Here is a 26108-nt window from a genome sequence, read left to right on the forward strand (position 1 = left end):
GTGCCGGGGCGGGAGCCGGGGGCGGGGTGATCGGGGAGGCGACGCTGGCGGGCGACGGGACCGAGGGCGGCGTCACGACGGAGGCGACCGAGACGACCGATACCGAGGTGTCCGTCACGTTCATCTGCACACCCGAGCGATCGAGCACGCCGGACTCACGGCCAGTGATCGCGCCACCGGGAAGAACGGTGCCGTCCGTGGAACGCAAATCCATGCTCGCGGCGGTGGCCGCAGCTCCTCCGGCGAGGATGCCGAGCCCCACAACGCCGATTGCGCCGAATGTGATCCACTTCTTCTTGGTGTCCATGTTTCTCTCCTTCGTCTGTGACCCGGGGGGACGGGCTCTGTTCGATAGCTCCAGATTGGCAAGCCCCGCTAAGGGCCCTCGAAGCCGGACATGAGGGCGGTCTTAGGTATTCTTCGATTCGCTTACGAGATCATGAGCACGGCCCAGCAGCCGCTCGCTCCGCAGTAATTCGCCACCCTCGGCGGCGGCGAGCGCGTGACCGAGCAGGTGTACGGCCGCCCGCCCGCGGACGCCGGGTCGGTCACCCCACCGCACGAGAGCGCCGTCGGCGAGCGCCCACGCACGCGGGGCATCGCCCCCGTTTTCCGTCAGGATGGCGCTCGCGATGGCGTGGCTGAGGAACGCGGCACTGTCGTCGGCGGCGAATCCGCGACCCGCGGTGTCGACGTCGATGATGCCGGCAAGGCTCACCTCCGGCCCCTCACCCGTGAGGAAGAGCTGACCGAGGTGGAGATCACCGTGGATCGGCTCGACTTCACCCTGGCCGACATCGAGCGCGGCAGCCGTCTGCTCGGAGACGAGACGCACCCCATCCGGCCGAGCCGCGACGGCCTCGAGCTTGGCGGTGTACCAGGGCAGACGATCCTCCAGCCCCGTACGCGCCGTGCGCCGAAGGGGCACCTGAGCAAACCTGCTCTGCACCTCTTCGGCCACATCGAGCAGCGCTTCGGGATGCCACGCGACCTCCGTCGCCGGGGCCCCCTCGGCCGAGGCGAGCGCGATCAGACCCTCGGGCGACCACGCCAGGATCGCCGGGACGGGGATGCCGGATGCTGCGAGCAACGCGTGGGACTCGACGATCGGCTCAACCCGCGACGGGCGGACGACCTTCAGCCACACCACGCCCTCTCGCGTGGGAACAGTGAGCACCGCCCGTCGACCGGGACGGTAGGCGACCATCGCGGGCGCGTCCGTCGCCTCGTGTCCGATGCGAGAGAGCAGGACCCCCGCGGCGCCGCCGTAGGCCGTCGGCGCCAGGGCAGGAAGATGGGGATCGGCCGGATGGATCCAGATGCGCGCGACACCCGGCAGCGCCATCCCGGTCTCGACAGCGACGTCCAGACCCGAGGTGTCGACGAAGTAGTCACCCTCGACCGGCTCACCGGACACGGCGAACGCGGCAACCGAACCCGGCCCGAGCGGCTCGCGGCGGATGAAGCTCACGCGTTCGGGCACCACTTCTAACGCATCGCACAGGAGCGCCGATTCAGCGGCGGCGGGATCGCTTCGAGTCATCCATCCATCTCAGCACCCGCGTCTAAGGTGCTTCGTGAGACGTTCCTTAGGCAGTCCGGCCGCCTCTCGCCCGCCGACATACTAAGAATATGAGCGCGTCGGAATCAGCAGAAAAAAGCCGGAAGCGAACCGTCTTTTCTGTCCGCACGCGCATCATCGCGGTCATCACGATCGTCTCCGCGCTCGGCCTCATCTCGGTGGGTGCGGCCGTGTATATGGTCGAGCGCGCACGCATCATCGCGCAGATCGACGATCGGCTCGCGGCGAACCTCGACTCGGCCCGCTACCTCGTCTCGCAGGGGAATCCGGAGACGGGCACGTGGGCCTCGTCGACCGAAGCACTCACAACCGTCGTGCAGCGGATGAGTCCGGACGACAACACCGGCGCCTTGGGCGTCATCGAGGGTCAGCCCGCTCTCGCGCCCGGTGTGGCGCTCGACGTGGACCTGAGCGCCGCCCCCGGCTTCGTCGCCGAAGTCACCGAGCAAAGCGCGGATGGCCAACCCGTAATCGGCACCTACGTGGCCGGCGACCGTGTGTGGCGCTACCTCGCAGCTCCGATCACGGTGCCGGATTCCCCGGCGCCCGAGACCGCACTCTTCACGATGGCGTACGACGTCGAGGCCGAACTCGCCGAGATCAACGTCGCCGCGCAGGTGTATCTGCTCACCGGCGCAATCGCGCTCGTCGTCATCGCAGGAGTCGCGTGGCTCGTCGCAACGCGGCTCCTGCGCCCCCTCCGCCAGATGCGTGAGACGGCAGACCGCGTGTCGGCCAACTCGCTCTCGGAGCGGCTTCCGATCCAGGGCCGGGACGATGTATCCGAGCTCGCCGCGACGATGAACGCGATGCTCGATCGCCTGGACGACGCGGTGGACTCGCAGCGCCGCCTGCTGCACGATATCGGGCACGAGCTGAAGACCCCCATCACGATCGTCCGCGGGTACGTCGAGGTGATGGACCCCACCGATCCAGAGGATGTGCGCGAGACGCAGGCTCTGGCCGTGGACGAGCTCGACCGGATGGGCCAACTCGTGCAAGACCTCGCCCGCTCGGCCTCGTTGCACGGCGCCTCGCCGATCTCGCCGCGCCCGGTTGACGTCGCCGACCTGACACGTCAGGTGGTGCGCAAAGCCGAGGGCATAGCGGGCGCGACCGTGCGAGCAGGTTCGCACGTCGACATCGTCGCGGCACTCGATTCCGACCGCATTACGCAGGCCCTGCTGCAGTTGGCGCAGAACGCCGTCACACACGGCGACGGGTCGGTCGAGATCGGCAGCTCGCTGGCCGGACCGAATTTGGAGTTCACCGTGCGTGATCACGGGCCGGGCGTTCCGCTCACCGAACGCGAGAAAGTCTTCGAGCGTTTCTACCGCGGAGAAGAGGGGCGGGATGCCTCCACCGGCAGCGGCCTGGGCCTGAACATCGTGCAGGTCATCGCCCGCGCCCATGGTGGCTCGGCGCGAGTCGAAGAGGCCGAGGGCGGTGGCGCGCTGTTCGTGGTTTCGGTTCCCCTGCGGCGTCCGGTAGAACAGAGTCTGGCCCCCTCGGACGTGCCTCCACGTCCGCCGGTACCACCCCTGCCGTTCCCCTTCGAATCCGAGAAGGCCACCTGATGCCGTCGATTCTGATCGCCGACGACGAGGCGCGCATCTCGGGATTCATCGACAAGGGACTGCGCGCGGCCGGATTCGCGACGAGCGTCGCCAAGACCGGACCCTCGGCGCTGAGCTTGGCCCTCACGGGTGAGTTCGATCTGCTCGTGCTGGACGTCAACCTGCCCGGGATGGACGGGTTCGAGGTCCTCGAACAGCTGCGCGGATCGGGATCCCGCCTGCCCGTGATCATGCTCACCGCTCGCGTCGAGCTGCACGACACGATCGCTGGCCTCGAGGGCGGTGCCGACGACTACCTCGGCAAACCATTCCGGTTCGACGAGCTACTCGCGCGCATCAGGCTGCGGATGCGGACGGATGAGCCGGCCGTCGTGTCGGAGATGACGCACAAAGGTCTCACCCTCGACATCCGGACCCGTCGCGCACTCGTCGACGGACGGGCGGTCGAACTGTCCGCCCGCGAGTTCGCCCTCGCGGAGGAGCTGATCCGGAACGCCGGTCAGGTGCTCAGCCGTGAACAACTCCTCAGCCGAGTGTGGGGCTACGACTTCGACCCCGGATCGAACGTCGCCGATGTCTACGTCGGATACCTTCGCCAGAAGCTCGGCTCGCACCGCATCGAAACCGTGCGCGGCGCCGGCTACCGCCTCATCTAGGCGCGCCTCACTCCGCGGCGTCATCCCCCGAGCGTGCGTTGTAGACCACGACGCGACCGCTGTCGACCGCGGCGCGATAGGCGCGGAAGACCGCCAGCGCCTCGTCGCGCAGCACGTCCTGCACGACCTCGATGCCGCGCGCCTCGAACTGCTCGGCCCAGTCCGCGACCATCGGCCCCTCGTCGAAGGTGCTGATCTCTTCGAGCTCGGGACCCGAGCCCGCAACGATGAGCGTGCGCACGCCGGACCACATCGTGGCTCCGTAGCACTGCACGCAGGGGCGCCAGTTGACGACGAGTTCGTGGGGCGAGAGCCCCTCGGCCCCGAGATCCCACGATCCGACGCGGGCCTGCGCCGTGCCGAGCGCAGTGACCTCGGCGTGTGCGGACGAGATGCCGCTGCCGAGCACGACGTTGACCCCGACCGACACGATGCGCCCGGTGTCGGACTCGGCCACGAGCGCGGCGAACGGGCCGCCGTTGCCCTCACGCCAGTTGCGATCGGCGAGACGGTGCACGAGAGCCATCCGCTCCGCCCGGTCGGGAATGATGTCGGGAACGCCGTGGAGTTCTTCCCCGATCCAATCGGGCAGGTTCACCGAGTATCCGGTCGCGAAATAGGCCATGTCCATGCGTCAGTCCTCCGGGAGCAGCGCGTCGCGCTGAAATAGGGCGTCGAGGGCCGTGAACTCGGCCGTGAATTGTGAGCGCAGACGCGCCTTCTGATCATCGTCGCAGAACGCGGCGTCGATGCCGTTGAACGCGATCCGACGCGCGGTCGCCGCGTCGACCCCGAGGGCTGGCAGGGCTTCGCGAAACTCGCGTCCGATGTCGGTGCGGAAGAACATGGCGTCGTCCGTCGAGACGTTGACGGCGAGCCCGGCCTCGATCATCCGAGCGATGCGGTGATCGGGCGTGAGCTGCCAGTCGGAGCAGATCGTCGTCGATACCGGCGTTGCGCAGAACGGCAGGCGACGCTCCCGCGCCTCCGCGACGAGGTCGGGATCATCGAGCACACGGTAGCCGTGGTCGATGCGGTCGACACCGAGGTCGTGCATCGCGAAACGCACGGAGTGCGCCTCGGACCGGTCGGTCTCGCCCACGTGCGCGGTGAGACGGAGGCCTGCGCTCCGGGCGAGCGCGAACGCCTCGGCGAACCGTTCGGGCGCCTCGAGCCCCTCGGGCGTCAGATCATCCATCCCGAGTCCGACGACGCTCGGTCGCGGGTTCTCGGCCATGAGTTCAACGAGACGGATGGCTTCGGCACCGCTCTCCGCACGATTGACCGCGACGACGATGCGAAACCCGACCCCGTACTGGGCCTCCGCGGCCGAGAGCCCCGAGATGAGGGGATCGATGACATCCGCGTAGGACATGCCTCGCGCGATGAAGTACTGCGGATTGACGTAGTACTCGCGGTAGCGGAGCCCCGCCTCGACGCCGACGCGAACACCCTCGAGTGCGACCGCCTCGATGTCTTCGGGGTCGCGCAGCACGTCGTGGGCGAGCTCGAAACCCACCAAGAACTCGCGCAGGTCGGCATACGCGAAGAGATGGGCCGGATCGCTTGTGGGCAGCTCGACGCCGTGTTTGCCGGCGAGCGCGACGAACAGCTCGGCGGTCATCGTGGACGTGAAGTGACAGTGCAGCTCGGTCTTCGGCAACAGCTGCAGATAGTCGGCGTAGCTCAGCACGTGGCTCCTCGGGGGCGCCGGTCGGGCGACGGCACCCGTTCAGCTTGCCCGATGCGTGTTTCGCGGCCGTAACGGGACAGAATGGGTGACCGTGAGACTTCTCGTCGCGGCGCTGGACGCCGAACTCGTGGCATTCCCCGCTCAGATCGACGGTTTCGACCGTCTCGTCACCGGACCCGGCAAGTTGAAGGCGGCCGTTGCCCTCACCCGCGCCCTCTCCGCACGCGAGTACAGCGAGATCGTGGTGGTCGGCACCGCTGGCGCGCTCGATCCCGAGCTCGAGGCGGCCGTCCATGAGGTCGGCACCGTCCTTCAGCACGATGTGAGCGACCTGGACGGCATCGTCGGGCAGCACGTCTCACTGCCCGCGCGCATCGACCTGCCGAACGACGGTCATGCGATCGCCACAGGCGACATCTTCGTCGACGACGCGGATGCGGTCGTCCGGATCCGCGACCTCGACGCCGTGCTGGTCGACATGGAGGCCTACGCCTACGCGTATGTGGCCGGTGAGTTCGGTGTGCCGCTGCGCATCATCAAGGCCGTATCGGACCGTGCGCAGGACGGCGCGACGCAGCTGTGGGACGAGGTCGTCGCAACCTGCAGCGCGGCGCTCTGGCAGAGCTTCCGCGCCGACTACCAGCTGTAGGGGGTCAGTCGTCCGACGATCGTGCGAACACCATCCTCAGGATGACGAACACGATGAGGGCGACGACCGCAACTGCCAGCAGCTTGAAGACGAACGCGAGCACCGAGAACAAGACGTTCACGAGCACCCACGCGATGATGATGGCGACGATGACGCCGATGACTGTCCACAGGGTGCCGGTCTTCATTCCTCCAGCCTAGGCTGATCGACGGCGCTCCCGCGCAGCATCCGGGTCGCCGATCTCTCGAGCAAGGAGCAGCATGACCCGTATCGGCCGCAGTGATCTCGATGTCTTCCCCCTCTGCCTCGGCGCCAATGTCTTCGGGTGGACGGCGGATCGGGACGAATCCTTCCGCATCCTCGACGCGTTCCACGGCGGAGGCGGCAACTTCATCGACACCGCCGATTCGTACAGCGCGTGGGTTCCGGGAAACACGGGTGGCGACAGCGAGCGCATCATCGGTGAATGGCTCGCCGCCAGGCGCCCGGCGAACGTCATCATCGCGACGAAGGTCAGCCAGCACCCCGACTTCCGCGGGCTCGCGCCGAAGAACGTCCGCGCCGCTGCCGAGGCGTCGCTGAAGCGCCTCGGGGTGGACACGATCGACCTGTACTACGCGCACTACGACGACGAGACCGTGCCCCTCGAAGAGACCGTGGCCGCTTTCGGCGACCTCGTGACGGACGGGCTGGTTCGTCACACCGCGGTTTCGAACTACTCAGCCGACCGCATCCGCGAGTGGGTCGGCTACGCGAGCGCCGCGAGCTCTGCCCTCCCGGTGGCCGTGCAGCCGCACTACAACCTCGTGCACCGCAATACCGTGGAAGAGAGCATCGTCCCGGTCGCGGAAGAGTTCGGCCTGGGCCTCGTGCCCTATTACGCGCTGGCGAGCGGCTTCCTGACGGGCAAGTACCGTTCGGCCGATGTTCCGGATGCGGCGGACACCTCGCCGCGGGCGAAGGGTGCCGCGAAGTACGCCACACCGGAGGGCCTGGCGATCGTCGATGCGCTCGAGTCGATCGGCGCCGCGCACGGTGCATCGATCGCCACGACCGCGCTCGCGTGGCTGCGCGCCCAACCGACGGTCGCTGCGCCGATCGCGAGTGCCTCCCGGGCGGACCAGGTCGCCGACCTGCTCGCCGCCGGCACGCTGGAGCTGTCCGCTGCTGAGCTCGACGAGCTGGGCCGCGTCTCGACCTGGTCGCCCGCCTGAATCAGACGGGCATGATGGCGTGGGCAGCGACCTCGCTCGAGCCGTCTTCTGCGACGGCGACGAGCAGCTGCGCGGGGATCTGATCCTTCATCGCCTCGACGTGGCTGATGACTCCGACCGTCCGGCCGCCCTGTCGTAGTTCGTCGAGCGTCCGCATGGCCGTGTCGAGGGTTTCGGCGTCGAGTGAGCCGAAGCCCTCATCGATGAACAGTGTGTCGAGCTCGATTCCCCCGGCGCGTCCGGTCACGACCTCGGCGAGGCCGAGCGCCAGCGCGAGAGAGGCGAGGAAGGTCTCTCCGCCGGAGAGCGAGTGCGGCGGGCGCGGGCGCCCCGTGTAGGCGTCCAGCACGTCGAGGCCGAGGCCGGAGGCGGCCCCGCGCGCGGCGAGGGAATCCGTGTGCAGCAGACGGTAGCGACCATCCGACATGTCGTGAAGACGCAGGTTCGCCGCCTGCACGATCTCTTCGAGTTCGGCCGCCAGCACGAAGGTCTCGAGCTTCATCCGGTGCGTATTGGGCGCCTTGCCCGCCACCGTGTGGGCGAGCCTTTCGATCGTCTCGTGTTCGGCGAGGGCCGCGGCGATACCCGACTGGGCCGCCTCGGCCTGCCGGGCGAGTTCCCACAGGCGGTCGCGGATCTGATCGGCCGCGAGGGTCTTCTGTACCGCGGCGGTCCAGGCCTCTCGGGTGTCCTGGCGCGCGGTTTCGGCGGCGCGGGCATCGATCGGTTCCTCGGGCAGCATCTGCAACTCGAGGTCGAGGAGAACCGACTTGGCCGCGGACAGCGCTGTCTCGTGCTCGCGGATGGTCTCGTCGAGGCGGGCTCGAGCGGCCGCGTCCCGGAGCGCCGCGACGGCGGTATCTGCGGACTCGAAACCGGCTGTGGCGAGATCGACCTCGACTCGCGCCCGCGCGGCGGACTCGGCGCTCGTGCAGCGCTCGGCCGTCGTGATGGCATCGCGCAGTCGCTCCGCAGCTTCGGCGATGCTCTCCGCGTCCGCGATCCGCTCCGCGACGGACGCGAAGCCGCCCCGTGCTTCCGTCAGAGCCTCGTCGTCCGACGCGATGCCCGCATCGAGGACGACGAGAGACCGATCCAGGGACTCGATGCGCGGCGCTGCTTCCGTGAGCGCCGCGTCGAGCGCTTCGAGGGTCGTCGTGCAGTCCTCGCGTTCCGCGCGGAGCGTGGTCACCTCGAGCTCGGCCTCCGTGGCGATGACGAGCGCCTGCGCAGCCTCAGCCCGCTCGGCGGCGAGCTGTTCGGCCGATCGATCCCCCGCTCGCCCCCGCGCTCGCGCCGCCGCCTGCCGGACGGTCGCCAGTGCGTCGGATGCCTCACGCTGCTCCGAGACGGCGATGACGACCCGCGCCTCGGCCGACTCGATGTCGTCGGCGCTCACGGGATCCTCCCCGCGTGGGGCTGGCGCGGGGTGGTCCACGCCCCCGCATACGGCGCACGGCTCGCCCGGCACGAGTTCGGCGGCGAGTTCGCCCGCGTGCCCGCGCAGGCGGCGCTCACGAAGGTCTGCCAGGGCGACGGATGCCTCAGCAAGCGCCCGATCGGCCGTCAGCGCCTTCCGCTCGGTCGTTGCGGCTTCGTTCTCGAGGCGCTCGGCGTCCGCGGCGGCCGCCGAGCGGGCATCGAGGTCTGCGAGGCGAGATTCGGCGGCGGCTCTGCCCCCGACGCTGGGCGCGAGTTGCATGAGTCGGGCGTCGACCTGATCGCGACGCGCGACAACGACGTCACGCTCCGTACGGCTGGCGTCCACGGCAGCCTGCAGGGCTGCGAGATCGGTTCGGCCCTGCGAGAGCTCGGCGCGGCGCTCGGCGATCCTCTCTTCGCGCGCGAGCAGGAGCCGCCATCCGCCGACGGCGTGCTTGGCCTCATCGATACGCGCAGCAAGCTCGGTGGTCCCTGGCGGCGTGCGGTCGGTACCGACCGTGCCAGCCAGGGCCCGCCACTGCGCAAGAGCGACTTCGCGCGCGTCGTGCGCACGCGCGGCTTCGGCACGGGTCAGATCCAGCGCCCGGATACCCTCACGCGCCAGCTCGGCGCGCGTCGCGGTGTCGCGCTCGTCGCGCACGCTCTGGATGCGGGCCATATCCGCCTCGAGAGCCGCGACGCTGTGGCGCGCACGGTCGCGGCGCTCCTGCATGTCCCGTCGAGCGAGAACATCCGCGAGGGCCAACTCGGCGGCATCCCGCGCGGCACGAGCGGCGTCTTGTGCGAGGGCGGCGGTCTCGGCGCGATACGCCGCACGCTGCGCCGCCTGGCGCACCGCATCGATCCGCGCGGCGGTATTCGCGGGTGCCCCACCCTCGGCATCCTCTCCCCCGAGCTCACCCCGGAGGTCGTGATCCGCGATCAGTCGCTCGGCATCGTCGAGGCGGTGGGCGAGGGTGCCGCCGTCGCGGGCGACGCGCGCCTCGGAGTCCTTGCGGCGCTGCTCGAGTGCGTGCTCGTACTCCTCGAAGCGGCGCGTACCGAAGAGAGTGCGTAGGAGAGCCTGCCGCTCGCCGTGCGTCGCGAGCAGAAACCGCGCGAAGCGGTTCTGTGCCAGGAGGATGACCTGGAGGAACTGCTCCTGCGTGAGCGGAAGGATCTCGTGCAGCGCTTCGCCCACGTCGCGGGGACGCGCCGCGCGGCCCTCCCACCCGCCGTTCGCCCAGACGAACAATCTCGCCTGCGGCGGCGCTGTCGTCGTTCCCGTTCCGTTGCGCTTGGCACGGTCGTACTCCGGTGAACGCTCCACCCGCCAGCGTTCGCCACCCGCGCTGAATTCCAGGGCGACGATCGTCGCATCGTCGGGGCCGCTGTGGTCGCTCCGCAGGCGCTTTTCGCCCGTGTCGTAACGCGGGACCGACCCATACAGCGCGAAGCAGATCGCGTCGAGGATGCTGGACTTGCCCGCGCCCGTGCGGCCCGAGATGACGAAGATCCCGTCGTCGGCGAATGCGTCGAAGTCGACGGTCTGGGGGCGCAGGAACGGCCCGAAACCCTCGATCTCGAGCCGATGCATCCTCACGCGAGCACGCCGCCTTCCGTGCGCTCGGCGAGAATGCGCTCGTCGGCGCCCTCCACGATCACCTCGGCCAGGATCTCGGCCTCGGCCTGATCGGCGGCCTGGCCCTGCCGCACGTGCGCGAGGAAGGCCGAGATCAACTCGCCGTCGTCCCGCGCCTCGCGCACCCGCGCCGAGTACGAGCGCTCGCTCGACTCCGGCACCGTAGCCGGGACATGCTGCACGGTCGCGCAGTGCGGGAAACGCGCGAGCAGCCGCCGCATCGGGTCGCGCTGCGGCGTCGTGTCGGTGTACTGCGCGCACACCCAGGCGTCGGCCTCGGCATCGAAGCGGGCATCGGTCAGCAGTTCGTCGAGCGTCCCGGTGATCGTGACGAGGCGTCGGGGAACCGTGAGCGGCACCCACTCGACCGCCGCCAGGCCCTCCGCATCCAGGTCGATGAGCCACGAACCGCGTGGCTTGTGCTGCTCGCCGAAGGAGTAGTGCAGCGGAGCACCCGCGTACCGCACCCGCTCGGAGAGCTCGTTGCGTCCGTGGATGTGACCGAGCGCGACGTAGTCGGGGCCGTCGAAGGTCGACAGGGGGACGACATCGAGCGTGCCCTGCCGAATCTCACGCTCGACCCCCGGTGTCGCCTCGACGTTCGCGGCGAAGCAATGCGCGATCGCGATCGAGCGGCCCCCGCGCTCGACCCGATCGTGGTTCACGAGCCCCATCGCATGCCCCATCGTCTGCTCTTGCGTCCGCAGCGTCACGTCCGGCCAGACATGGCGGACGAGTGACGGCTCGAGAAACGGGATGCCGTAGACGTGCACGGGCCCGTGCTCGTCGTGCAAGGTCACCGGAACGCCCACACGATCGGGACGTGTGAGGATGTGGATGCCCGCTGCCGCGGCGAACGGCGCCTGGAAGCCGAGCCGAGCGGCGCTGTCGTGGTTGCCGCTCGTGACAACAACCTCTGCGCCCGCGGCGCGGATCGCGGCGAGGGTGTCGGTCAGCAGCGGATAGCAGCCCGCGGCGGGCGTTGCGGAGTCGAAGACGTCGCCGGCCACCACGACGAGATCGACGTCGCGCTCGGCGACCTGCGACACGAGTTCGTCCAGCACCACCGCGAGCGCGGCGAGTGTCGAGTGCCCGTGGAATGAGCGCCCGATGTGCCAGTCGGAGGTGTGCAGGATGCGCATGCTCCCACGGTATGCGGGTGCACCGACATCGGCCCGGATCCGCGGCCGCGGTTCGCCGAGAGTCAGTCCTTCGCGAGCTGGACGATCTCGTCGTCCGACATTTCGATGCCCGCCTGATCGAGGCGCTGCTTCAGGACCTCGACGATGCGGTCCTGCCCGTCGACGGCATGATCGGCACGCGTCTGGGCAACGATGCCCTCGACCTTCTCGGACGTGGACGTGTCATTCATGTCCATAGCGGGCTCGGTCTGCACAACGTCGCCCGTCCGGACGATCGGCGAGTCGTGGGCGGCGTCGCGCTCGGCCGTGGCCTTCTCCGTGGGGGTGTTGTCGTGCGCGGATTCTCCCGAGGTCATGAGTCGCTCCTGTCATCGCCATCGTTGTCGACGGCTTCGTCCGTCGTCCCGTTACTCAGATCATCACTCAGATCCGGATCGGCCACCTGGCCGGGCTCGGAACCCTCGATCGGAGCGTCGGGTGCGACCGGCACGCCAGAGTCCTTCTTAGCGGTGTCGCCGCTCTGCCACCCGCCCGTCGGATCGGCGTCGATGACGCCCTCGGGTAGTTCCTCGCGTGACGAGCTCATCGGGTCTCCTCTTGATCGAGCCGGGTGGTCGAGACAACCATGACCCGGATCCGCGCCCGAGCCAAGGGGCTTGACGCGCCTCGGGGGCGGGACTACGTCAATCTCGCGGCGTTCGGGCGGCGCTCGCCCTTCGATCCCGCGCCACCTCGCCCGCAACGACCCCCGCGCCACTCGTGAGCAGCGCGCGCCGCCACGGCAGCACACCCTCGATCTCGATCTGGATCGAGATCGACAGAATGGTTCGGATGAGCACGATGACGCCGAGGATCACGGCGTCCTCGAGCGAGGGCTTGGACGTGATCGTGCGTAGCAAGTCCGCCGCGACGAGAACCTCGAGGCCCAGCAGGATGGCCCCGCCGAAGGTCGTGCGGAGCGTCGTGAAGGCCGACGTGCCACCGTCGCCGCGGGCGAGCGTGCGAACGCCGAGCACGATCGCGATGACCGCGCCGATGATCATCGCGAGGGCGCCGGCCGCCTCGAAGACGACCGCGACGGTGATGAAGGCCTGCTCCGTATCCACCCGGCCAGCATAGGGGTGGGCCGAGCGCTCGAACCGCTAAGCGCGGGTGCGCTCGGCGAGGATTCCCGCACGCTCCGGGTGCGCCTCGAACCACTCCGCCACGTACCAGCACACCGGCAGGACTTTACGATCCCCGGCCCGCTCGAGTTCTGTCACGGCACGGTCGACGATCTCACCGGCATAGCCGTGGCCGCGGAAGGTGGGGACCGTGTACGCACGGGTGAGTGCGACGGTGCGTCCGTCGTCGCGGTAGTCGAGGGCGCTTACGAGGTTGGGCCCGTCGTGCAACGTGTACCGCGAGGCATCCGGTTCGTGGGTGAAAGTCAGCGAAGTCACCGGCACAGCGTACGCCCGCCGCGAGCGGTCGAGGCTGGGCGCACGCTGAGTGCCCGGATGCGTCTAGGCAGGAAGGACTCCGGTGCGCGCGAGCTCGCGGTACCAGAGCCCGCTGTCCTTGACGGTGCGCTCGAGCGTGTCGAAATCGACGCGGACGATCCCGAACCGCTTGGCGTAGCCGTAGCCCCACTCGAAATTGTCCATCAGCGACCACACGAAGTAGCCACGCAGGTCCACCCCCGCCTGCATCGCCCGGTGTGCCGCGGTGAAGTGACGGCGCAGGTAGTCCAGGCGCTCGGCGTCCGGCACCGAGCCGTCTTCGGCGACCACGTCGTCGAAGGCGGCCCCGTTCTCGGTGACCATGAGTGCCTGCTCGGGGAACTGCTCGCGGAGCGACAGCAGCAGCTCTTCCAGACCCTCGGGCGCGATGTTCCAGCCCATGGTCGTGTACGGCCCGGGCTGCTCAACGAACTCAACGATGTCGTGGCTGCCCGGCCAGGCCGTTCCGCCCTCGGCGCCCTTGTGACCATCGTTTTGCTGCTTGGGCGACTCGCCATCCCACAGACGCACGGTGGCGGTGGAGTAGTAGTTCACCCCGAGCACGTCGATCGGCTGGTTGATCTGCTCGAGATCGCCGTCCTGCACGAACGCCCAGTCGGTCACGGATGCCGTGTCTTCGAGCAGATCTTCAGGGTATTCCCCGCGGAGCATGGGACCGGTAAAAGCCCGATTGGCGAGGGCATCGATCCGGCGCATAGCGTCGGCGGCGCCCTCCCCGCGACTGTTCTCGAGACCCCGGAGCACGTGGAAATTGAGGGTGACCGAGTAATCCGGATCGCCCGTAGACGTCGCGCGGAGTGCCTGCACGGCACGTCCGTGGGCGAGGTTCAGGTGGTGCACCGCCGCGAGGGCCGCCGAGGGTTCGTGGCGTCCCGGCGCGTGACCGCCCTGCCCGTACCCGAGGTAGGCCGAGCACCACGGCTCGTTGAGAGTCGTCCAGGTGTGCACGCGGTCGCCGAGGGCCGCACCCATGATCTCGGCGTAGCGCTCGAACGCGTCCGCCGTCGCCCGCACCGGCCACCCACCCGCATCCTCGAGCGGCTGCGGCAGATCCCAGTGGTAGAGCGTCGCGACGGGACGGATGTCTCGCTCCAGCAGCCCGTCGACCAGGCGCGAGTAGAAGTCGATCCCCGCCTGGTTCGGCGCACCCGTGCCGGTGGGCTGGACGCGGGGCCAGGCGATCGAGAAGCGGTACGCCCCGAGCCCCAGGTCTTGCATCAGATCGAGGTCGGAGTCCACACGGTGGTAGTGATCGCAGGCCACGTCACCGGTGTCGCCGTTCCAGACCTTGCCGGGCGTCTTGCTGAAGGTGTCCCAGATCGAGGGGCCGCGGCCGTCCTCGTCGAATGCACCCTCTACCTGATAAGACGCCGTCGCCGACCCGAACGTGAAGCCGTCTGGGAAGACGAGCCCAACATCCCGGTAGTCGCTGTTGCCCTGCATGCTCATTCGGTCACCTCCGCACGGTCCGCAGAAAACGTCTCTCTGCGCCCGTCAGGCGTTGTGACCGCTACCTCGATGGTACCGGTCCCACCCGGGAAGACGCGGAGCGTCAGTCCGTCGAGATAGTCGTAGTCGGGGCGATCCTCCCGTGCACCCCAGGGCAGAACCGCGCCGGGACGGACATAGATCGGCAGGCTCAGGAAGTCATGCCGCTCGCGCCGCCAACCGCCACCCTCGACCTTTTCACCGGTCAGCAGATGCGTCCACGTGCCCGCGGGCAGATAGAAGTCGACCTCACCCGACTCGGTGAACACCGGGGCAACCAGGATGTCGCGCCCGAGCATGTACTGACGGTCGAGGTAGGCGGCGCCCGGGTCATCCGGAAACTCGAGCACCATGGGACGCATGATCGGCGCGCCCGTGCGCGTCGCATCGATTCCGACCTGGAACAGGTACGGCATGAGACGCATCTTCAGGCGGGTGAAGACGCGCGTGACCTCGACGGCCTCGTCGTCGAACATCCACGGCACACGATAGGACTGCGACCCGTGGAAGCGACTGTGGCTGCCGAGCAGGCCGAACGCCGTCCACCGCTTGAAGACCGAGGCATCCGGTGTCCCCTCGAACCCGCCGATGTCGTGACTCCAGTGCGCGAAGCCGCTGAGGGCCAGCGACAGTCCTCCCCGGAGTGTCTCGGCCATCGACGGGAACGTCGAGGTCGAGTCGCCGCCCCAGTGCACGGGCATGGTCTGCCCACCGGCCGTCGCCGAGCGCGCGAAGAGCACGGCGTCGCCGGCGCCGCGGGCGTCGACCAGCACGTCGTGAACGGCCTTGTTGTAGAGGTGCGTGTAGAGGTTGTGCATGCGCGCGGGGTCGGCGCCGTCGTGCCAGACCACGTCGACGGGGATTCGCTCGCCGAAGTCGGTCTTGAAGCAGTCGACACCCTGGTCGACCAGGGCGCGCAACTTGCCCTGGAACCAGGCGGTCGCGTCGGGGTTGGTGAAGTCGACCAGGCCCATCCCGGCCTGCCAGAGGTCCCACTGCCAGACCGAGCCGTCCGCGCGGCGAACGAGGTAACCCGCGGCCGCGGCCTCGGCGAACAACGGCGAGCGCTGCCCGATGTACGGGTTGATCCACACGCACACCCGCAGGTCGCGTTCGTGCAGCCGGTCGAGCATCCCGTCGGGATCCGGGAACACCCGGGGATCCCATTCGAAGTCGCACCAGTTGAACTCGCGCATCCAGAAGCAGTCGAAGTGGAAGACCGAGATCGGCAGCTCGCGCCGCGCCATCTCATCGATGAACGACGTGACGGTCGCCTCGTCGTAGTCGGTCGTGAAGCTCGTCGACAGCCAGAGCCCGTACGACCACGCCGGCACGACCGGAGGCCGGCCGGTCAGGCCGGTGTACCGCTCGAGCACATCCTTCGGCGTCGGGCCCGCGATCACGAAGTACTCGAGCGTCTCGCCCGCGACCGAGAACTGCGTGCGCTCGACTGCCTCGGACCCGATCTCGAACGACACGTGGCCGGGGTCGTTGACCAGCACACCGTAGCCGCGACTGGACAGGAAGAACGGCACGCTCTTGTACGCCTGCTCGCTCGACGTCCCGCCGTCGGCGTTCCAGATCTCGACGCTCTGGCCGTTCTTGACCAGGGGACCGAACCGCTCGCCGAGGCCGTAGATGAGTTCGCCCACGCCCAGGTCGAGCTGCTCGTGCACGAACGTGTTCGCCGCGGGTCGTGCCTGCGCGGCACGGGCGTTCCCGACGATCCCCGAATCGACCTGCGCATCGGGGGCGAGCTGCACGTAGCCCTGCGCCTTGTGCCCGCTGCCGGTCAGGCGGCGACCACCCTCTTCGAACGACAGCGACCACGGCGCGCCCTGCGTGATCCGCGCGGTGAGCGGGCCCGACGTCAACGATCCGCCCGTTTCGGTGACGGATGCTTCGCCCACACCGCCCGCGACGGCACCCGGCAACTCGAAGCCCGCCTCGCGGCGACCGCCCTCGTGGTGCGCGATCCGCACCCGCACGACGCCCTCGAGCGGCGACGAGAGCGTCGCGGTCAGCGTGGCCCGGTTGAGCACGTCGCCGCGTTTGGCGATGACCGCCGTCGGCGCCGTGATCTGCAACCCGGCCCCGTCCGCGGTGTCGGTGACCTGCCAGATGTCATAGGCCTCTTGCGCATACAGGGCCGTGACCCCGGGTCGTAGCTGCCAGAACCCATCGGTGAACTTCATTACTTGACTGCTCCTGCTGTGATGCCGCGGGTGAGCGTGCGTTGAAAGATGAGGAAGAAGAGAAGGGTCGGAATCAGGCCCAGCAGCGCCGAGGCACTGGTGGTCGTGACATCCATCAGGCGGTCGCCCTGCAGCACGCTGATGGCGACCGGCACCGTCTGGTTCTCGTTCGAGACGAGGAACGTCAGCGGGATGAGGAACTCGTTCCACGTCCAGATGAAGAAGAAGATGAGGAGCACCGACAGGGTCGGGCGACTGATCGGGAAGATGACGCGCCAGAGGATCTGCCACCGGCTTGCGCCGTCGATGGATGCCGCCTCGAGCACCTCCTTCGGGAACGTGCCGTACACCGCCGAGAGCAGGTACGTGCCGAACGCCGCCTGGATCACCGTGAAGACGATGATCACGCTCCACACGTTGTTGTACAGACCGACCTCGCGGAACATGTAGTACAGCGGGTACAGGAGCGCCTCTTGCGGCAGCAGGTTGGCGAGCAGGAACAGCAGCACGATCCACGAGCGCCCGCGCACGCGTCCGATTCCGATGGCGAAGGCATTGAGCACCGAGATGAGCACGGCGAGTACCGCGACCGTGCCCGAGATGAAGAACGAGTTCCACACCTTCTCGGGGAAGTTCACGCGCTCCCAGAACGCGATGATGCCGTTGAAGTAGAGACCCGTCGGCAGCGCGAGGGGGCCGCCGTTGGAGTAGTCGGTGGGCGACTTGAACGAGTTGATCAGGATCAGGTAGAAGGGCGCGATGATCAGGATCGCCGCAACGACCGCGAACGCGACGAGGAGCCAGTCGACGCCCCGGCGTTTGGTCATTCCGCCGCGCGGCGCGGGGGCCTTCTTGCCGCCTCGCACCGTGGTCATTGCCATTGTGGCGGCCATTACAGTCCCGCCCTTTCTTTGCGCTCCGCGGCGTTCTGCGCGCGGATGAACAGGATCGATACGACCGCGATGACGATCGTCAGCGCCGTGGCGATGGTCGAGCCGTAGCCGACCTGCTGCGACTGGAAGAACTCGCTGTATGCGTAGTACGCGGGCACGATCGTGGAGTCGCCGGGACCACCGCGGGTCAGCACGTACACCGGCCCGAACACCTTCAAGGCCGCGATCGTGCACGTGAGCGTGACGACGTAGATCTCGGGCCGGATGATCGTGACCGTGATGGCACGGAACCGCTGGAACCAGTTCGCACCGTCGAGCTCCGCCGCCTCATACAGCTCGGGGTCCACGCGCTGCAGAGCCGCCATGAACACGACGACCGGGTAGCCGATCTGAATCCAGACCAGCACGACCATGATGCTGGCGAGAGCAGTGTCGGGCGAGCCGAGCCAGTTGTGGGCGAGGAATCCGAGACCGATGTCTTCGAGGATGGTGTTGAGCGCTCCGTCTTGCGGACGGAGGATCCAACCGATCACGATGCCCGCGATCGCCGCGGGCAGGATCTGCGGCAGGTAATAGGTGGCGCGCAGGAAGCTCGCGAAGCGGCCACCGAACTTCCGGCCGATGACGTCGAACAGCAGGGCCGCCAGCACGAGCCCGATGATGGTCGGGAAGATCACCATCGCGATGATCATCCAGATGCTGTTGCCGAATGACGTCCAGAACTTCGCGTCCCCCGCGAGTTCGATCCAGTTCGCAAGCCCTATGAATTCCGGCGGACGGATGCCCCGCCAGTCGGTGAAGCTGAGGTACACGTTCCAGACGAGCGGGACGACGATGATGACCGTCACCAGCACGAGGCCCGGAACGAGATACAGCCAGTACCCGGCCGTGCCGCCCCGACGCTGGGGGATCAGCGGCTCCTCGGGTGGGAGTTTCGTTTTTGTCCGCGGCGTGCGGACGAACGGGACAGCGGTCATCGCCGGGCTCCTCGGGAGGTTCGTGCGAACAGAAGGATGCTGCCGGAGCAGCGCGGTCGGTGGTGGCTCGCACACGGGCGAGCCACCACCGGTGCATCAACGGAAGTCGTCGACGTACGAGTCGTACTCGGCGCCGAGCGCCTCCTGGACTTCAGCTGCCGTCTTCGTGCCGTTGACGAGCTCCTGCAGTTCGGCGACGAGGGTGTCGTAGAACGTGGGGGTGGGCCAGTCCGGGTAGAACGACAGGCCGTCCAGTTCGTTGACGGCGTTGAAGGCCTCGATGAGTTCGAGGCTCTTCTCGTCGGTGATGTCGGCCACATCGGCGGCGACGGGCAGACCGCCGTTGTTGCCGATGAGCGCCTGGATCTCGGGACGCATCGTGATGTCGATGAACTCGTACGCGAGTTCCTTGTTCGCCGCACGCTCGGGAACGACCCACAGGTTGCCCGACGAACCCAGGCTCAGCTGGCTGTCGGGGAACGGGAAGACGCCGAAGTCGAAGGTCGAGATCTCGTCGACGAAGCGGCCGTACCACCAGCTGCCCGAGACGAAGATAGGCGCCGTACCGTTGATGAAGGACACACCCGCATCCTCGGCCTTGATGCCCGTGACGTCGGGCGAGAAGTAGCCCTTGTCGGCGTACTCCTTGACGGTCTCGGTGGCGTACGTGATCTCATCCCCTGTCCAGTCGACGGGGTTCTCGTACAGCTGGTAGTCGTTGACCCACTGGCGGTCCGCCTGGCTCAGTGCGAGCTGGTACCAGAGCTGACCCAGGGGGTACTCCAGGCCTGCCTCGGCGAGCGGCGTGATGCCCTGCGCCTGGAACGCGTCGAGCACCTCGATGAATTCGTCGTAGGTCGTCGGTACCTCCAGCCCCGCAGCGGCGAAGGCGTCCTTGTTGTAGTACACGGTGACGAACTCGCCGTAGTTGGGAATGCCGTACCACTCGCCGGAGCCCATGACGCCGTCTTCGGTGTAGCGCGCCGTGGTCTGGAGGGCGGGGGCCAGCATGTCGTCCCAGCCGTACTCTTCGACGGCTTCGCTGATGTCACTGATCAGACCCTGGCTGGCAAGGAATCCTGCCGTGGCGTTGCCCTTGTTGAACTCCATGAGGTCGGGGGCCTCGTCGGAGTTCAGCACCTGGCTCGCGGTCGAGCGGATCTGCTCGAAGCTCCGCTCCTCGAATTCGACCGTCGCGCCGGTCTCCTCCTCGAAGACCTCGATCGCCTCGGCCCATGCGATGCCCATCGCGCTGTTGGCTCCTTCGTAGTGCCAGAGGGTGAGGGTGTTGTCGTCCTCGCCTCCCCCGGATCCGCCCGAGCAGGAGCTGAGGGCGAGCGCGCCGACGGCGATCGCGCCGACGGCGGCGATGAGCCGCGTGTTCTTCTTTCTGGTGCTGTGTTGTGCCATCGTCGGCACTCCTTTCTTGGTGACCCGCATTGGTCGGGATCGGTGAACCGCACACGCTGCGTGTGCGGGTATTCGTCGAAGCGCTTCGATTGATGACATGGTCGTGTGCGTGTTCTTCACGCTCACGCCCGTTCGGCGAGTGCGGCGGGGGCGAGGACGGTGCCCGCAGCCACGTAGAGGGGATCGATGAGGTGAACCGCCGGTTGCAGCCGGTCGGGCCCCAGTGCCTGCACAGCCAATTCGACCGCCCGTTCACACGACGCCTGCGGGATGAGCGGGATCGTGTCGAGCGCTACCGGCAGCAGTGCCATGTCGAACGAGGCGGCAACCGAGAGCACCGAGATGTCACGGCCGACCTCGAGTCCGCGGGCGGCAAGCTCGGCCAGAACGACGACGTGCATGTCGTCCGCTCCGTGCAGGAGAAGCGCGGTCGCGCCCTGCTCCAGCGCCGCGGTGAGTTCTGCCCGGACGGCATGGGCTTCCATCTGAAGCTCGCCACTCGCGCCGAATGAGTGCGCCAGGCCTCGTGTCTGCGCTCGCGCCTCGTACGCGGTGCGGACGCGAGGGGGGAAGTTGGATCGTCGATACGCGACCGCGGGCTGCCCGATCATCGCGACACGCCTGTGCCCGGCGTCCGCCACGCGATCCACAGCCATGCGCGCTGCGGCCTCGAAGTCGAGGTCGACGCAGACCAGGCCCTCATGGTCGTTCGGGATCCCGATGAAGATCGTGGGGATCGCGATCGAGCGCGCGATCGCCACTCGCTCGTCATCAGGAGCCACATCGAGCACCAGAACCGCGTCCGCCAGGTCGCTCGCCGCGACCCTCCGCATGCCCGCGGACGCCTGCTCGTCGGTCAGCAGCAGGATGTCGTAGCCCTGCCTGCGCGCGGCGACGGCGGTCGCGAGCACGAACGCCATGTGGGTCGGCGCGTGGGTGTCGACGCGCAACGGCTCGGTCAGGGCGAAGATATGCGTGCGGCTACCCGCGAGCATGCGAGCTCCCGCGTTCGGCTCGTAGCCGAGCTCGCGAGCGACGTCCTCGATGCGCCGACGCGTGTCGGGTGAGACGGGGCGCTTCCCGCTCAGCGCATACGACACGGTGCTGATCGAGACGCCGGCGGCCTTGGCCACCTCGCTGATCTTCGCCATGCGGACTCCGTTGTCTGAGTGTTGTCGAACTGAGGATTGAGAGCGGATCGGAATGTCGAAGCGTTTCGCGGAAGCGCTTCGACAGGCACTCTATGCCGCACCCTCGAACAAAAGCAAGACCTTTTGGCGTTTGACACAACTTATCGAGCGGTGAACGCATCGACGCTCCCCTAGGGTTGTGGACACTTCTCCCTTGCACCGAACGAGGAATCGATGGCGCTCACGTTCACCGACCTACCCCTGGACGAGCTACGGGTCTACTCCCCGAAACTCGCCGAGCCCACCGGACTCGATGCCTTCTGGAGCGAAACGCTCGATGAGGCGCGGGCCGCCGCATCCGATCCGGTCATCGCGCCGGCGCGCACCCCGATCTCTGAGATCGTGATCGAAGACCTGGAGTTCTCGGGTTTCGCCGGAGACCCCATCCGCGCATGGATCTCACGCCCGCGATCGAGCGAGCCCCGCCCGGTTGTGATCGAGTACCTCGGTTACGGGGGCGGTCGGGGTCTACCGGGTGAACACCTGAAGTGGGCCGCCTGCGGTTATGTGCACGTCCTCATGGACACCCGCGGTCAGGGCGGCAACTGGGGATCGGGCGGGGACACTCCCGACCCGCACGGGTCCGGACCAGCAGCGCAGGGGGTCATGACCCGAGGCATCCACGACCCATCGCAGTACTACTACCGGCGCATGTTCACCGACGCCGTGCGACTCGTTGAAACTGTCGCGGAGCTGCGTGGAATCGACCGGGACCGCATCGCCGTGACCGGCGGTAGCCAGGGAGGGGGTACCGCTATCGCGGCGGCTGCTCTCTCGCCTCTGGTCGCCGCCGTCATGCCCGACGTACCTTTCCTCTGCGACTTCCCGCGCTCGATCACCCGCACACCCCACGACCCGTTTACCGAAATCACCCGCTACCTGTCGGTGAACCGCGCCGCCGCCGCGACGGCCCTGCACACGCTCTCCCACTTCGACGGCGCGATCCTCGCGCGGCGGATCACCGCGCCGGCGCTGTTCTCAGTGGCCCTCATGGACGAGATCGTCCTCCCGGCGAGCGTTTTCGCCGCCTACAACGCGGTGTCATCGGCAGACAAAAACATCGAAGTGTACGAGTACAACGGTCACGAGGGAGGCGGTCACCACCAGTGGCTGCGACAGGTCTCCTGGCTGGCGGAGCGCTTCGGCGCCGACTGAGCAGAATGCGAAACCGGCCACCGAGAATGCCGGGATGCCCGCGCAGTTTGACACATCCCGGGGATCTCGGAGATAATCGGCGGCATGAGTGACAACGCACGCCCTGTGTCCGCCTGGGAGGCGAACCGGAGTGCCGGCACGATGAGCGCCGGTCGCGTTGCCCTGTGTTGTCGAATGTGTCGCTGATCTCGTGACCCAGCCGGGCCCTCACGCCGCCGCCGATGCGGCCGCGACGGCCCCGGGTGCCACCCCCGCAGAAGTCGGGGATTTCGGACACCCCTCACCCGGCCACCGGCCGACACATCGCCGTACCTCGGAGAACCCGCAGGGTTCCCTCCCGGAAGAAGACCTCATCATGTCGAACACCGCCCTTCTCGAAGCTCCCCTCGCTCGACCCGCACATCTGCGGCCGGTCGAATCCCTTCCCGCACCGAGCACCCCCGCTGCGCAACCGGTTCGCGCGGCCGCTCCGCGCAGCGCACCGCGCGGCTTCGCCCTGTACGTCGGTCTCGATGAGCAGAAGGCCGCCGCGGCGGGTGTCAGCCTCGGCACCCTCGTCGAAGCCCTCCGCCGCACCCTCGCCGACCTGGCCCCCGACGCCGAGACCTACGCAACGGTCGCGCTTGCGCCGACAGACGCCGGGGGACGCGACGTCGATCTTGTGCGCCTGGCACTGCACGAGCCGTCCGCGGTCGCACGCAGCCGCCGCGACTCGGACGAGACCGAAGCGGCATCCGTCGGCGTCGTCGTCGACATCTCGCGCAAGAAGGTGCTGCTCGACGGCGAATCCGCGGCGTTCACCTACAAGGAGTTCGAGCTGTTGCAGTACCTCGTGCTCCGCGAGGGACGCACGATCGAGCGCACCGAGTTGGTGTCGTCGCTCTGGTCGGCCGCCGACGACGATGCCCCCGGCGAGCGCACGATCGATGTGCACGTCCGGCGACTGCGCGCCAAGCTCGGACGCTACGAAGACATCGTGCGGACGGTCCGCGGCGTCGGCTACCGGTTCGACCGGCACGCGGATGTCTCGATCCGCTACGGCCACGGCACGCCCTCGCCCGACCGGTTCTGAGCCGATCCGCCTTGGGCCCCCGGTGTCGGACGGGCGCCGTATGGTGGGGCGATGACGTTGAGTCTGAGCGCAACGGGACGCGTCTTCGATCGGCCGATCGAGACCGTCTATCGCCCCGCGCACCCGCTCAATCTGGCGCAGGTCGTCATGTTCCAGCGACGCGGGGGCGGCGATCCGACGATCCTGCAGGACGGTCCCGTGATCTGGCGTGCGAGCCGAACCCCCGAGGGCACGGCGACGGTTGCGCTACGGCAGGATTCCTCGGGCGCTGTTCGCGCTGCAGCGTGGGGTGACGGAGCCGGCTGGGCGCTGGCTCAGGTTCCCGACCTGTGCGGCGCGTCCGACGACCCCGACGCCTTCGACCCCCGTGACCATCCCCTCCTCCGCGACACCCACCGCCGCAGCATCGGGCTGCGACTCGGCCGCACGGATCTAGTCTTCGACGCGCTCGCCGGCGCGATCATCGAGCAGAAGGTGACCGGGATGCAGGCGTTCGCGGCGTGGCGCCGGCTGGTGCGCTGGCACGGCGAGCTCGCCCCGGGACCGACACCGGTGCCCCTGTACGCCCCGCCGAGGATCGAAGGGTGGCGGAGCATCCCCTCCTGGTCCTGGCACCGGGCGGGTCTCGAACCACCGCAGGCGCGGACTATCGTCGGCGCCGCTCGAGTCGGCGGCTCACTCGTGGCAGCGGCGGAGCGTGCCGGCGACGGCCCCGACCGCGACCGTGTGCTCACGAGCGTGCGCGGCGTGGGCCTGTGGACGGCGGCCGAGACCCGCATCCGGGCCTTCGGGGATCCAGATGCGGTGAGCGTCGGCGACTACCACCTGGCCCACGAGGTCGGCTATGCGCTGACGGGTCACCGCGTGGACGATAACGGCATGCTCGAACTGCTCGAGCCGTGGGCGGGGCAGCGTCAGCGAGCCATCCGGCTGATCCGCATGAGCGGCGCCCGCGAAGAGCGCCGAGGACCACGCCTGCACCCCGAAGATCACCGGGCACGCTGACGCGCCTCCCCTAGGCTGGGGGCATGTCAGGACAGAAGCGTTGGCCGCGCGGCCGTGTGCAGTGGCTGCTCGGAACCATCGGTCTGCTCATTGCGGGAGCCCTCGTGGGCTTCGGCCTCTCGAACGTCTGGCTGGGACTCGTCATCGGCATCGCGGTGTCCCTGGGCTGGCTCATCGCGTACGAGTCGTGGCGCGGGCGGAACGCCGGCGTGAACGACGAAAACCACGGCATCCAGCTCTGACGCGAGCGTCCGCCCCACGCCGCTCAAGAATCGAGCGCGCGCCGCAGGTACTCGTTCGTAAACCGCCCCTCGGGGTCTTCTGCCGGGACGAGCTCACGGAAGTCTCCCCCGCGCGGATAGCGATCGACGGATGCGCCGCCGCCCGTGGCCGAGAGCTTTCCCCAGTGCGGGCGTGCGTCGAAGGGTGCGAGCGCGGTCTCGATGGTCGGCAGCAGTGCCGCCACGCCGTCCGGATCGTTCCGCCAGGTGAAGTGCAGCGCGATCGTGTCGCGGCCGTAGGCTCCGCTGAGCCAGAGATCGTCCGCGGCGATGCTTCGAATCTCGGACACGAGAAGCACCGGCGAGATGCTCGCGGCCAGTGTTCGCAGCACGGCGAGCGCCGCAGGAGCATCCTCGCGCGCCACAAAGAACTCGGACTGCAGTTCGTCGCCCGCGTTGCTCGGTGGCGCGTCCCGCCGAAAGTGGGGCAGCCGGTCGAGCCAGCGCCCGGGTTCACCCAGCTGCGGCGTGACGGAGTCGGTGGGACCGGATGCGATGGGGCCGATCTGGCGGGTCGCCCGCTCGGCCGTCACCCCGGCGGGAAGCACCGGCTCGGCGCTGGTCGTGCCGACCACCGACTTGATCCAGACTTGATCGACGACGTCCGTCCCCCAGTCGGCGATGAAGAGGCTCACGCTGTAACCCGACCCCATCACGGCATCGAACCCGGTGAGTACCTCATCCCATGGAGCGTTCAGGAAGATGTCCTGCCGCACATCGAAGGAGGGCACGAGGTCCAGGCGCACGCGCGTGGTGATACCGAGCGCACCCAGCCCGACGATCGAACCGGCGAAGCGCGGATCCTCACTCTCGAGGACCTCGAAGCGCCCGTCTGCGCGGACGATCTCCAGGCCGGTGACGGATGCGCCGAGGATTCTGTTGCCATCGCCCGATCCGTGCGTCCCGGTCGCGATCGCCCCGCCGATCGAGATGTGCGGCAGGGACCCCATGTTGCGGAGCGCCAGCCCGTGATCCTCGACCGCCGAGGCGATCTCGGCGTATCGAGCCGCGGCGGGCACCCACGCGGAGCGGGATTTCACGTCGATCTCGAACGGCGCATCCAGGCGGGTGAGATCGATCAGAACGCCATTCGTGTCGGCGATGTCGTTGAACGAATGTCGCGACCCGAGGGCTCGGACGCGTTCGTTGTCGGTCACGATCCGGCGGAGCTGATCGAGATCCGTCGGTGACTCGAGGGCACGCGCGCGGAAGCGGATGTTTCCCGACCAATTCTGCTGAGGCATCCCCCCATTGTCGGGGCTCTTGCGGATGTCGGAGGCACGGAAGACACTGAGCGAGCCGCGCAAACGCGGAAATCGCGTCACGACAGGAGCACCGTTATGACCCGCCTCAACCCGTACAT

Annotated in this window: 26 protein-coding genes; 8 read left to right on the forward strand and 18 right to left on the reverse strand. The window is 68.3% G+C overall.

The genetic code is table 11. From position 1 onward, the window contains the following. Window positions 1–307 (reverse strand): hypothetical protein (locus tag MIC448_RS10615; RefSeq protein ID WP_036299322.1); only part of this gene is annotated, 307 nt, incomplete at its 3' end. A gap of 102 nt (window positions 308–409) precedes the next feature. Then, window positions 410–1543, reverse strand: a complete 1134-nt coding sequence (locus tag MIC448_RS10620) for a phosphotransferase (RefSeq protein WP_036299324.1) — start codon at window positions 1541–1543, stop codon at window positions 410–412. Window positions 1544–1632: 89 nt separating this feature from the next. Between MIC448_RS10620 and MIC448_RS10625 the strand changes: the two genes are divergently transcribed. Next, window positions 1633–3159: a HAMP domain-containing sensor histidine kinase gene (locus MIC448_RS10625; RefSeq protein ID WP_036299327.1), complete on the forward strand. Its 1527-nt coding sequence runs from the start codon at window positions 1633–1635 to the stop codon at window positions 3157–3159. After that, window positions 3159–3815, forward strand: a complete 657-nt coding sequence (locus MIC448_RS10630) for a response regulator transcription factor (protein WP_036299329.1) — start codon at window positions 3159–3161, stop codon at window positions 3813–3815. The genes MIC448_RS10625 and MIC448_RS10630 overlap by 1 nt, the downstream gene beginning before the upstream one ends. Before the next feature lie 7 nt (window positions 3816–3822). On the opposite strand, the gene MIC448_RS10635 is transcribed toward MIC448_RS10630, so the two are convergent. Continuing rightward, window positions 3823–4446 (reverse strand): nucleoside deaminase, encoded by a 624-nt coding sequence (locus tag MIC448_RS10635; protein WP_144238034.1) that lies wholly within the window; start codon window positions 4444–4446, stop codon window positions 3823–3825. Window positions 4447–4449: 3 nt separating this feature from the next. Next, complete coding sequence (gene add, locus MIC448_RS10640; protein ID WP_036299332.1) at window positions 4450–5508, reverse strand: adenosine deaminase; 1059 nt, start codon at window positions 5506–5508, stop codon at window positions 4450–4452. 91 nt (window positions 5509–5599) lie between these two features. On the opposite strand from add, the gene MIC448_RS10645 reads away from it, so the two are divergent. Further along, window positions 5600–6157: a nucleosidase gene (locus tag MIC448_RS10645; protein WP_036299370.1), complete on the forward strand. Its 558-nt coding sequence runs from the start codon at window positions 5600–5602 to the stop codon at window positions 6155–6157. 4 nt (window positions 6158–6161) lie between these two features. Here the strand turns inward: MIC448_RS10645 and MIC448_RS10650 are convergent, their stop codons facing one another. Beyond that, on the reverse strand, window positions 6162–6344 hold the full coding sequence (locus tag MIC448_RS10650) for a hypothetical protein (RefSeq protein WP_036299335.1): 183 nt from the start codon (window positions 6342–6344) through the stop codon (window positions 6162–6164). A gap of 73 nt (window positions 6345–6417) precedes the next feature. On the opposite strand from MIC448_RS10650, the gene MIC448_RS10655 reads away from it, so the two are divergent. Beyond that, window positions 6418–7371, forward strand: a complete 954-nt coding sequence (locus MIC448_RS10655) for an aldo/keto reductase (RefSeq protein WP_036299337.1) — start codon at window positions 6418–6420, stop codon at window positions 7369–7371. 1 nt (window position 7372) lies between these two features. Here MIC448_RS10655 and MIC448_RS10660 read toward each other — a convergent pair whose 3' ends face one another. From MIC448_RS10660 to MIC448_RS10715, 12 genes are all read right to left on the reverse strand, one after another. Next, window positions 7373–10390: an AAA family ATPase gene (locus MIC448_RS10660; protein WP_051513604.1), complete on the reverse strand. Its 3018-nt coding sequence runs from the start codon at window positions 10388–10390 to the stop codon at window positions 7373–7375. 2 nt (window positions 10391–10392) lie between these two features. Further along, the gene (locus MIC448_RS10665; protein WP_036299342.1) at window positions 10393–11577 is read right to left on the reverse strand and encodes an exonuclease SbcCD subunit D; all 1185 of its coding nucleotides are present in this window, start codon (window positions 11575–11577) and stop codon (window positions 10393–10395) included. A 62-nt stretch (window positions 11578–11639) separates the two neighbouring features. Continuing rightward, window positions 11640–11933 carry a hypothetical protein gene (locus MIC448_RS10670; protein WP_051513606.1) on the reverse strand — a complete coding sequence of 98 codons (294 nt, stop codon included), beginning with the start codon at window positions 11931–11933 and terminating at the stop codon, window positions 11640–11642. After that, the gene (locus MIC448_RS10675) at window positions 11930–12163 is read right to left on the reverse strand and encodes a hypothetical protein (protein ID WP_036299344.1); all 234 of its coding nucleotides are present in this window, start codon (window positions 12161–12163) and stop codon (window positions 11930–11932) included. Before MIC448_RS10675 ends, MIC448_RS10670 begins: the two co-directional genes overlap by 4 nt. Before the next feature lie 97 nt (window positions 12164–12260). Further along, a complete protein-coding gene (locus tag MIC448_RS10680) occupies window positions 12261–12683 on the reverse strand; it encodes a DUF1622 domain-containing protein (RefSeq protein WP_036299347.1) in 423 nt (140 codons plus the stop codon). A 36-nt stretch (window positions 12684–12719) separates the two neighbouring features. After that, window positions 12720–13019 (reverse strand): GNAT family N-acetyltransferase, encoded by a 300-nt coding sequence (locus tag MIC448_RS10685; RefSeq protein WP_036299375.1) that lies wholly within the window; start codon window positions 13017–13019, stop codon window positions 12720–12722. Between the two features lie 63 nt (window positions 13020–13082). Continuing rightward, the gene (locus tag MIC448_RS10690) at window positions 13083–14528 is read right to left on the reverse strand and encodes a glycoside hydrolase family 1 protein (RefSeq protein ID WP_051513607.1); all 1446 of its coding nucleotides are present in this window, start codon (window positions 14526–14528) and stop codon (window positions 13083–13085) included. Then, a complete protein-coding gene (gene yicI / locus MIC448_RS10695) occupies window positions 14525–16762 on the reverse strand; it encodes an alpha-xylosidase (protein ID WP_036299353.1) in 2238 nt (745 codons plus the stop codon). Before yicI ends, MIC448_RS10690 begins: the two co-directional genes overlap by 4 nt. After that, window positions 16762–17655: a carbohydrate ABC transporter permease gene (locus MIC448_RS10700; RefSeq protein ID WP_081766348.1), complete on the reverse strand. Its 894-nt coding sequence runs from the start codon at window positions 17653–17655 to the stop codon at window positions 16762–16764. Before MIC448_RS10700 ends, yicI begins: the two co-directional genes overlap by 1 nt. Further along, entirely contained in the window at window positions 17655–18632 is a 978-nt protein-coding gene (locus tag MIC448_RS10705; protein WP_036299355.1) for a carbohydrate ABC transporter permease, read from the reverse strand. The genes MIC448_RS10700 and MIC448_RS10705 overlap by 1 nt, the downstream gene beginning before the upstream one ends. A 96-nt stretch (window positions 18633–18728) precedes the next feature. After that, window positions 18729–20042, reverse strand: coding sequence for an extracellular solute-binding protein (locus MIC448_RS10710; protein WP_036299357.1), 1314 nt, complete (start codon window positions 20040–20042; stop codon window positions 18729–18731). A 122-nt stretch (window positions 20043–20164) separates the two neighbouring features. Next, a complete protein-coding gene (locus MIC448_RS10715; RefSeq protein WP_036299360.1) occupies window positions 20165–21193 on the reverse strand; it encodes a LacI family DNA-binding transcriptional regulator in 1029 nt (342 codons plus the stop codon). A gap of 213 nt (window positions 21194–21406) precedes the next feature. Between MIC448_RS10715 and MIC448_RS10720 the strand changes: the two genes are divergently transcribed. The 4 genes from MIC448_RS10720 (at window position 21407) to MIC448_RS10735 (ending at window position 24706) form a co-directional block, all read left to right on the forward strand. Further along, window positions 21407–22387, forward strand: a complete 981-nt coding sequence (locus MIC448_RS10720) for an acetylxylan esterase (RefSeq protein WP_036299362.1) — start codon at window positions 21407–21409, stop codon at window positions 22385–22387. Window positions 22388–22742: 355 nt separating this feature from the next. After that, complete coding sequence (locus MIC448_RS10725) at window positions 22743–23459, forward strand: winged helix-turn-helix domain-containing protein (protein WP_036299382.1); 717 nt, start codon at window positions 22743–22745, stop codon at window positions 23457–23459. 51 nt (window positions 23460–23510) lie between these two features. Next, window positions 23511–24464 carry a DNA-3-methyladenine glycosylase gene (locus MIC448_RS10730; RefSeq protein WP_051513609.1) on the forward strand — a complete coding sequence of 318 codons (954 nt, stop codon included), beginning with the start codon at window positions 23511–23513 and terminating at the stop codon, window positions 24462–24464. A 23-nt stretch (window positions 24465–24487) separates the two neighbouring features. Then, entirely contained in the window at window positions 24488–24706 is a 219-nt protein-coding gene (locus MIC448_RS10735; protein WP_036299365.1) for a hypothetical protein, read from the forward strand. 23 nt (window positions 24707–24729) lie between these two features. On the opposite strand, the gene MIC448_RS10740 is transcribed toward MIC448_RS10735, so the two are convergent. Next, window positions 24730–25989 carry an FAD-binding protein gene (locus MIC448_RS10740; protein WP_036299390.1) on the reverse strand — a complete coding sequence of 420 codons (1260 nt, stop codon included), beginning with the start codon at window positions 25987–25989 and terminating at the stop codon, window positions 24730–24732. Window positions 25990–26108 lie beyond the last annotated feature (119 nt).

Origin of the sequence: Microbacterium sp. C448 (assembly GCF_000582705.2) — a bacterium.
In the GTDB taxonomy this organism is placed as follows: Bacteria; Actinomycetota; Actinomycetes; order Actinomycetales; family Microbacteriaceae; genus Microbacterium; species Microbacterium lacus_A.